General features: G+C 52.7%; 6 protein-coding genes. 2 read left to right on the forward strand and 4 right to left on the reverse strand.

Going from position 1 to position 7,070, the window contains the following annotated elements; translation table 11 throughout:
- Positions 1 to 22 precede the first annotated feature (22 nt).
- Both CAGA_RS06625 and CAGA_RS06630 read left to right on the forward strand, forming a co-directional pair.
- Positions 23 to 1,273 (forward strand): ATP-binding protein, encoded by a 1,251-nt coding sequence (locus CAGA_RS06625; RefSeq protein WP_243112963.1) that lies wholly within the window; start codon positions 23 to 25, stop codon positions 1,271 to 1,273.
- 23 nt (positions 1,274 to 1,296) lie between these two features.
- Entirely contained in the window at positions 1,297 to 2,490 is a 1,194-nt protein-coding gene (locus CAGA_RS06630) for a peptidoglycan-binding protein (RefSeq protein ID WP_135659058.1), read from the forward strand.
- Between the two features lie 102 nt (positions 2,491 to 2,592).
- On the opposite strand, the gene CAGA_RS06635 is transcribed toward CAGA_RS06630, so the two are convergent.
- The 4 genes from CAGA_RS06635 to CAGA_RS06650 form a co-directional block, all read right to left on the reverse strand.
- The gene (locus CAGA_RS06635; protein ID WP_243112964.1) at positions 2,593 to 3,438 is read right to left on the reverse strand and encodes a C40 family peptidase; all 846 of its coding nucleotides are present in this window, start codon (positions 3,436 to 3,438) and stop codon (positions 2,593 to 2,595) included.
- The gene (locus tag CAGA_RS06640; RefSeq protein WP_167875178.1) at positions 3,407 to 4,207 is read right to left on the reverse strand and encodes a serine hydrolase; all 801 of its coding nucleotides are present in this window, start codon (positions 4,205 to 4,207) and stop codon (positions 3,407 to 3,409) included. Before CAGA_RS06640 ends, CAGA_RS06635 begins: the two co-directional genes overlap by 32 nt.
- A 4-nt stretch (positions 4,208 to 4,211) precedes the next feature.
- Entirely contained in the window at positions 4,212 to 5,126 is a 915-nt protein-coding gene (locus tag CAGA_RS06645; RefSeq protein WP_135659065.1) for a S66 peptidase family protein, read from the reverse strand.
- A 295-nt stretch (positions 5,127 to 5,421) separates the two neighbouring features.
- On the reverse strand, positions 5,422 to 6,510 hold the full coding sequence (locus CAGA_RS06650; protein ID WP_135659067.1) for a dipeptide epimerase: 1,089 nt from the start codon (positions 6,508 to 6,510) through the stop codon (positions 5,422 to 5,424).
- Between the last annotated feature and the right edge of the window lie 560 nt (positions 6,511 to 7,070).

Consider the following 7,070-nt stretch of genomic DNA (forward strand, 5'->3'; position numbering starts at 1 on the left):
TATATGACATAAGGAGCAAAATATGAACGAGATGAAGCGGGCCGCAATGCAAATGGCGTCCCTTTCTATTTATAAAGGAATTTTAAATCGCACCGTTCCCAAGGCTTTGTACCGCCTTCTCTGGTCCTGCGACAGGACGGAGGAGGAATTTCTGAACGCTTGGGGCGATTTTTTCGCTGTGCTGTGCGAACGCGGCTGTAGCGAAAACCTCTCGGAATGCATCACAGCAACGGCGCTGTTTGATCAAAACGCGTATTCGCTTGCCGCCACCGCGGGGCAGACGGAATTTCCGCCGACGATGATGGAGGCGGTGGAGCGCGATCTGAGAATTATTTTGGAGGTTTCCTCACTTACACCGCAGGAAATTATCGGGAGCTGCCGGTTCGGGCAGCAGGCGGAAGCCCTTGCGCTGCCGCAGTGGAAAACCGGGGAACCGGTAGAAGCGCTGCGGGGCGACTTAAAAGAATGCATCCGCAAAATGACGGAATATTACCGCCAAAACGGCTGCGGGATGTATGCGCGTTACCGTGCGTTTATCTGGCGCGAGAAAAGGATTGAGCCGGTCGCCTATCCCGACAAAACCACGCTGGCCGATTTAAAGGGCTATGAGCAGCAGCGCAGTCTGGCGATAAACAATACCCTGTCTTTTCTGCAGGATCTTCCCGCAAATAACTGCCTGCTGTACGGCGACCGCGGAACGGGGAAATCCTCCACCGTAAAGGCGCTTTTAAACGAGTATTCTTCCAGGGGGCTGCGCATGATCGAAATGCCGAAGGAATATCTGATGGATTTTCCGCTCTTGGTCGATCAGATTGCCGCAATCCCGATGAAATTCATTATTTTTATTGACGATCTGTCCTTTTCCAAGCAAAATGATACCTATGCCGCGCTGAAAGCGGTTCTGGAGGGCGGCCTTGCCGCCCGGCCGGAAAACACGCTGATTTACGCGACTTCCAACCGCCGCCATCTGGTTCGTGAAACCTTTTCCGACCGCGACGGCGACGAGGTGCACCGGGGGGACTCCATGCAGGAAAGCCTTTCGCTGGCCGACCGGTTCGGCCTTTCCATTGGCTTTACCCTGCCGGATAAGGAACATTATCTGGAAATTGTGCGCCAGCTTGCGAAACAGAGAAAGCTGAATATAGCGAGAGAAGAACTGGAATTTTACGCGGAACGATGGGCGACCACGCGCGGAGGGCGTTCACCACGCTGCGCAAGGCAGTTTATCAGGGACGCGGAAGCGCGCGTCCGCCGTGGGCAGGGGCTTGCGTAGCCGCTGCAGAAAGGAGCGAAAATATGCTGAAAAGATTGACAGCTTTTTTTCTGAGCGTAATACTTGCCGCGGGCGCGTTGACTGCCTGCGGGTCGAAAAACGATATTTCTTCCGGCGCGGGGGAAAAGGATTTCCCTGTTAAAATCGGGGATGTAACGATCCATCGGGAACCCTCCGGCGTTGCGGTGCTTTCGCCCAATCTTGCGGACGTGGTTCTCGCGATGGATTATGAGATTTCCTTAAAGGCGAAGAGCGTGGAATGTACCCAGAGCGATCTGTCGGTTCTGCCGAACGTAACACTAGATGAGGCGCAGAAAATTAAGGATTTGGGAGCGGATTTGGTGCTCACCGACAAAAAGCCCTCCGAGGCGCAGATAGAGGCGATGAACAAAGCGGGCATTACCGTTTTGACCATCCGCGCAGCCACCAGCCGGGAAGACCTTGACCGCCTTTACTCAGAGGTGGGTTCGGCACTAAAAGGCGCGAAAACCGGGTATGAAAAGGGACAGAAAACATCCCAGAGTATTTTTCTGACGATTGACGATATTAGCCGGATTATCCCGCACAGCAACAAGCCGATTACGGTGGCCTATCTGTTTGATGCGGATGGCGGGGTGGTTACCGGCGACACCTTGCAGGGAAAGCTCATTGAATCGGCAGGGCTGATTAATGCCGCTTCGGGCGGAACCGGAAATAAAATGCCTGTGAGCGAACTGCTGATTGCGAACCCGCAGTACATATTTTGCCCGACCGGCGTGAAGGCAAAGCTGGAAGCGTCCGCGGAATATAAAAAGCTGGACGCTGTGAAATCGGGCAAGGTCTATGAAATGAATCCGAACCTCATGCTCCTGCAGGGCAGGGGAATGGTGGATGCGGTTACCTTTATCGCCGGGAAAGTCTATCCGCAGCTTACAGAAGGGACGAACATTTCCGGTACGTCCTCTGCTTCCTTCACAACGGGCGGCGCATCCGGATCGATGGACACGTCGATCACGCTGAAAAAGGGCGACAAGAACGACAATGTCCTAAAAATGCAGAAGCGTCTGCAGGAGCTGGGCTATATGTTCGTGAAGCCCACCGGTGAATTTGCGGAAGGAACGGAACAGAGCGTCAAGGACTTCCAGTTGCTGAACGGCATGCCGACAACCGGCATTGCCGATCCGAAAACCTTGCAAAAGATGTTTTCAAGCGACGCAAAAAAACGCACAACTCCATAAAAGCACTATTCAGAATGAAAAAGCCTCGTACAATCCCTCATGCGATGTACGGGGCTTTTATGTATCTTATTCAGTTTTTTCAGCTTTGGGACGGGGATGTCTTTAAAAGATACTGCCGCAGCAGGTCAGCTTTCCGGGCAGATCGGCGCGGAAATCGGGCGCCCGTGGGTCAAGGCTGTTGATCACCACGCCGTGGCAGTTGTTGCTTGCGGTAGCGTGGATATACCTTCCGTCCCCAAGGTACATGGCGACATGGCCGGGAAAATACAGAAGATCGCCTTCCTTGATTTCATCGAAGCCTATTTCATGTATGGGGAAACCCGGCTGAATGTGTGCGTCCCGGTAGATGATGACCCCGTTTAAAAGATAGGCCATGGAGCAAAGCCCGCTGCAGTCGATGCCCAGCGGGGTTTTTCCGCCCCAGCGGTACTGGACGCCAAGGTAGGAGCGTGTGGTTTCCGTCAGCGCTTTGCGCAGAGCCGGTTCCTCTTCTTTCTGCCATGCGGTGCGGTATTCCCCCAGAAACGCGCCCCAAAGGTAGCCTTCGCGCCCGTCGCAGAAGCGCACCCTCTGCCAGCCGTCCCCTGCTTCGCCGGCGGGGCTTAACAGGCCGCCGCGCGGGATTTCGCCGACGAGATGCCCCTGCACCTTCGGCGCATCCAGAACGTCCGCCCAGGCTTGCAGCACCACCGCCTTCGGGGCATTTGTCCATTGCCGCACAAGACAGCGGTCAAAGCAAAGGTGCCTTTCGTTTACCCAGCCCTCGTACCGGTAATGCGTGCGCACGCGAACCCACGCGCCGCATCGCTCCAGAATTTCCACAGTCATTCCGCAGAGTGCTTCGTCGGTACGTTCGCTTTTATGCGGTCCCTTCATCAGCGGCGCAATCGGAGCTTTTATCAATGCGAATTGCATCTCAAACCCCTTTGAAATATTCGTAGACTTCACGGGAAAGCCGTCCGATCAGCTTTTTGGAAACGGGGTTTTCCTTCGTGTCGTCCATGGATTCGGAAACAAAGCAGCCGAAATAATACACATTGCCGTCAAGGTAAAACAAACCCGAATCGTGGTTCAGACGATCCAGCCCGCCGGTTTTGTGCGCGGCGGTCAGCGATTCGTCCGCAATATACCGGAACGCCAGGCTGTAATCGCGCTGGCGCTTTAAAATGCCGAGCGCCCGGTCGCAGAGCTTTGGGGTCAGGATCGTCCTGCGGTGCAGGGCGGCAAAGACGGTGAGCTGGTTTATGGCGCTGGTGTAATTGTTGCGCCCCTGTTCGATTGCACCCCAATCGTGCATTTTGCGTTCCAGCACCGTGGATTCCAACTTCAGCTTCCGGCAGTACGCGTTGACGGCGTCCATGCCGAGTAGGTCGATCAGCACATTTGTGGCGGTGTTGTCGCTGGTAATAATCATCCATGTCAGAAGCTCTTCCAGGCGGTATTCCCGCACATCCCGGTCGAACACGCGGGTATCCGGCAAAATTTCCAGGGCGGGGACTGTGACCATCTGGCTCAGCTCCAGTTCGCTCTTTTGCACCTTTTCCAGCGCGGCAAGCAGAATCAGCGTTTTGATTGTGCTTGCGGCGACAACCTTTTGCTCGGCGTGAAAGGACAGAAGCGTTTGGCTGCGGGTAAAATCGTGAACGAGCAAGGAAACGTTCGCATTGCTATTATTGATTTCGTTTTCTGCGTAATCGCGTAAATTCCTTAATTTCATAAAATCAGTCCAATACATTAATTTTGCAGGAAATCGAGTTCATTTCGACGGTTTTCCCAAGCGGAAGGGACATGGACGGCATACCGTGGCCGCAGGCCATGTTCATGATGGCGGGCTTGTGTTCGGGGACAATCAGCTCCTCAAGAATCTGTTCCAGCGTCAGCGAGCGTTCCGGATTTTCCGCTTGGCATTTTGTAAAGCTTCCGAAAAGGATTCCGGCGCAGTCGCGGAATTTCCCCGCTGCTTTCAGGTGGTTCAGCATGCCGTCAATCCGGTACGGCTCCTCGCCAACATCTTCCAGAAACAGGATTTTATTGCGGGTGTCGATTTCGTACGGCGTGCCAAGCGAGGACGAAACCAGCGAAAGGTTGCCGCCGGTCAGGACGCCGCAGGCGCATCCGCCCACCAGCGTTTTCAACGGTATATTTGCGGGATTCTGCAATTCCCCGATTTTTTCCCCGAACAGGACCTTTTTCAGGCTTTGAAGGGTATATTCGTCCGGGTTCATGCAAAGCTCCGTGGAGGGCATGGGGGTATGGTAGGTGACAAAGCCGCATTTCTGGTTAAAGACGGTGTGCAGCGCGGTAATGTCGCTGTAACCGCAGAAGCACTTCGGGTTTCTGCGGATTAGGTCAAAATCGATGAGATTCATCAGGCGCTGGGCACCGTATCCGCCCCGCACGCACAGAATGCCGTCGATGGTTTTGTCTGCAAACGCGTCGCAGATGTCTTTGGCGCGCATACGGTCATCCCCAGCGAAATAGCCGTGCGCCCGGCGGCAGCTTTCAAAAATGACGGGCATTAAGGAAAGATTTTCTACCGCCCGCACGGACGGGCCGAATTTTTCTGGCAAAACCGGTCCGGAGGGCGCAATCAGCGCAACGCGCGCGCCCGGAAATAGTGGCTTGGGTGTAAACATACAATCACTCCAATGAATTTTATATTTCGCGTTATATTACACAGGTTCAGATTCGTTTGAAAGGCCGGGCTGCCCGGGCGCCATTTTGCACCGGTTCATTTTTTAGCCGAATAATCGTGCATGACCGGGTTTGTCCGCATGCCAACAACCTGTAACGGCTCCGCCAAAACAGCGGAGCCATTAAAAAAGAAATGGATTCTCTTGTAAACAATGTTTTTTCCTTTGCGGCGCTCTGCTTTCCTTTTCGCAGCGGCGTATTATCCGCCTCTCGGCGTGGAAAGAAGGCGCCGCCCTTTTAACGGGATGGAAACGCGGGAACGCTTTGAATACCGATACCGGGGCGGTCGTTCATCACAATCCGGCTTTCAAGGAAGTCCGGGCCGCCCTCGAACGGGTCAATTCTGCAAAGCGACGGGCCGTCCAGATCGGTGCGCGTGATAATGCTCTTTGCCGCGGCAAGGTGCGCCGCCGCGCTGACCGCCAGCTTGCTTTCCAGCATGCAGCCCATCATGCATTCTACGCCGCAGGTTTCCGCAATGGCGCAAATTTTTAAAGCGCCGTAGATTCCCCCGGCTTTCATGAGCTTAATGTTGATCAGATCCGCCGCGTGTGTGCGCAGGATTTCCATGGCGTCCCCGGCGGAAAAGACGCTTTCGTCCGCCAGAATAGGGGTGGAAACTGCCTTCGTCACCGCGCGCAGGCCGTCGATATCCTGCACCTTTACCGGCTGTTCGCAGAGTTCAATGTCCAGCCCCTCGCGCTCCAGAACGGAAAGGATACGGATCGCTTCCTTAGCGGTCCAACCCTGGTTTGCGTCCACCCGGATTTTTACATCTTTGCCGACGGCGTCCCGGATGGCGGCAATGCACTCAATATCCTTTTCGCCCTCTTGGCCGACCTTTACCTTTAGTATGCGGAAACCGCGCTTCACGGCAGAAAGGCTGTCGCGCACCATTTCGTCGATCGGATTGACGCTGATGGTCAGATCCGTTTCCAATTCCCTGCGGTACCCGCCAAGCAGGCGGTACAGCGGCACGCCGCAGCGCTTTCCAAAAAGGTCGTAAACCGCCATATCTACACAGGCCTTGGCGCTGGTGTTCTTTTGTATGCAGGTATGGAGCTTGTGCATAATCCCGTCGATATTTTCAATTTCCATGCCCAGAATGGCAGGGCGGATATAATCGCGGATGGCACAAATGATGGAACCCCTGGTGTCCCCTGTAATAACAGCGGTTGGCGGCGCTTCACCGTAACCGGTTTCACCGGTATCGGCGGTTATTTTTACAACGATATCCTCAATGGCTTCCACCGTGCGCAGCGCGGTTTTGAACGGCGTTACGAGCGGAACGGAAATCTCTCCAACTTCAATTTCTGCTATTTTCAAGCGACGGCCCCCTGCAAATCAAATGCAACTATTAAAAAACAGAAATTCATTTTATCTGAAAAACCAGAAAAATTATACCACTTAAGGGCGAAAATGTAAAGTTTGGAAATTAAAAAATGAATTTCAAGTTGATTAAAGTTTCATTACGGTTTTGTCATACTTTGTAATCCGTACAGCGGCCCGCAATATCGCCGGCAGTTCCTGTCCGGCGTGCCGGACATTTCTTATAAATCTTGTTTTTAAGGCTTTCGTGGGTTTCCCATTTTGTGTCCTTATTATAATCGTATTGAAATATTAATACAAGAAAACTTTTCCGATTTTCATACGGTTGATTAATCTGACAAATATCTATACAAATTTTTAAAAATTAAAATTAAATTATATAAATATCATAAATTTTCACATTGAATTACGTTATATTTTGCTATACAAGGATAGAGTACAATAAAGTTCGCAATTTCGAGAAGGTATAGAAAAGCCATTGGGACTCCTTTAAAATGAATGGTGTCAAGACATTCAAAAAGGAGTTGGTCCCAATGACTCAAGGAAAGAATAACACA

This window comes from Caproiciproducens galactitolivorans, assembly GCF_004768785.1.
In the GTDB taxonomy this organism is placed as follows: Bacteria; Bacillota; Clostridia; order Oscillospirales; family Acutalibacteraceae; genus Caproiciproducens; species Caproiciproducens galactitolivorans.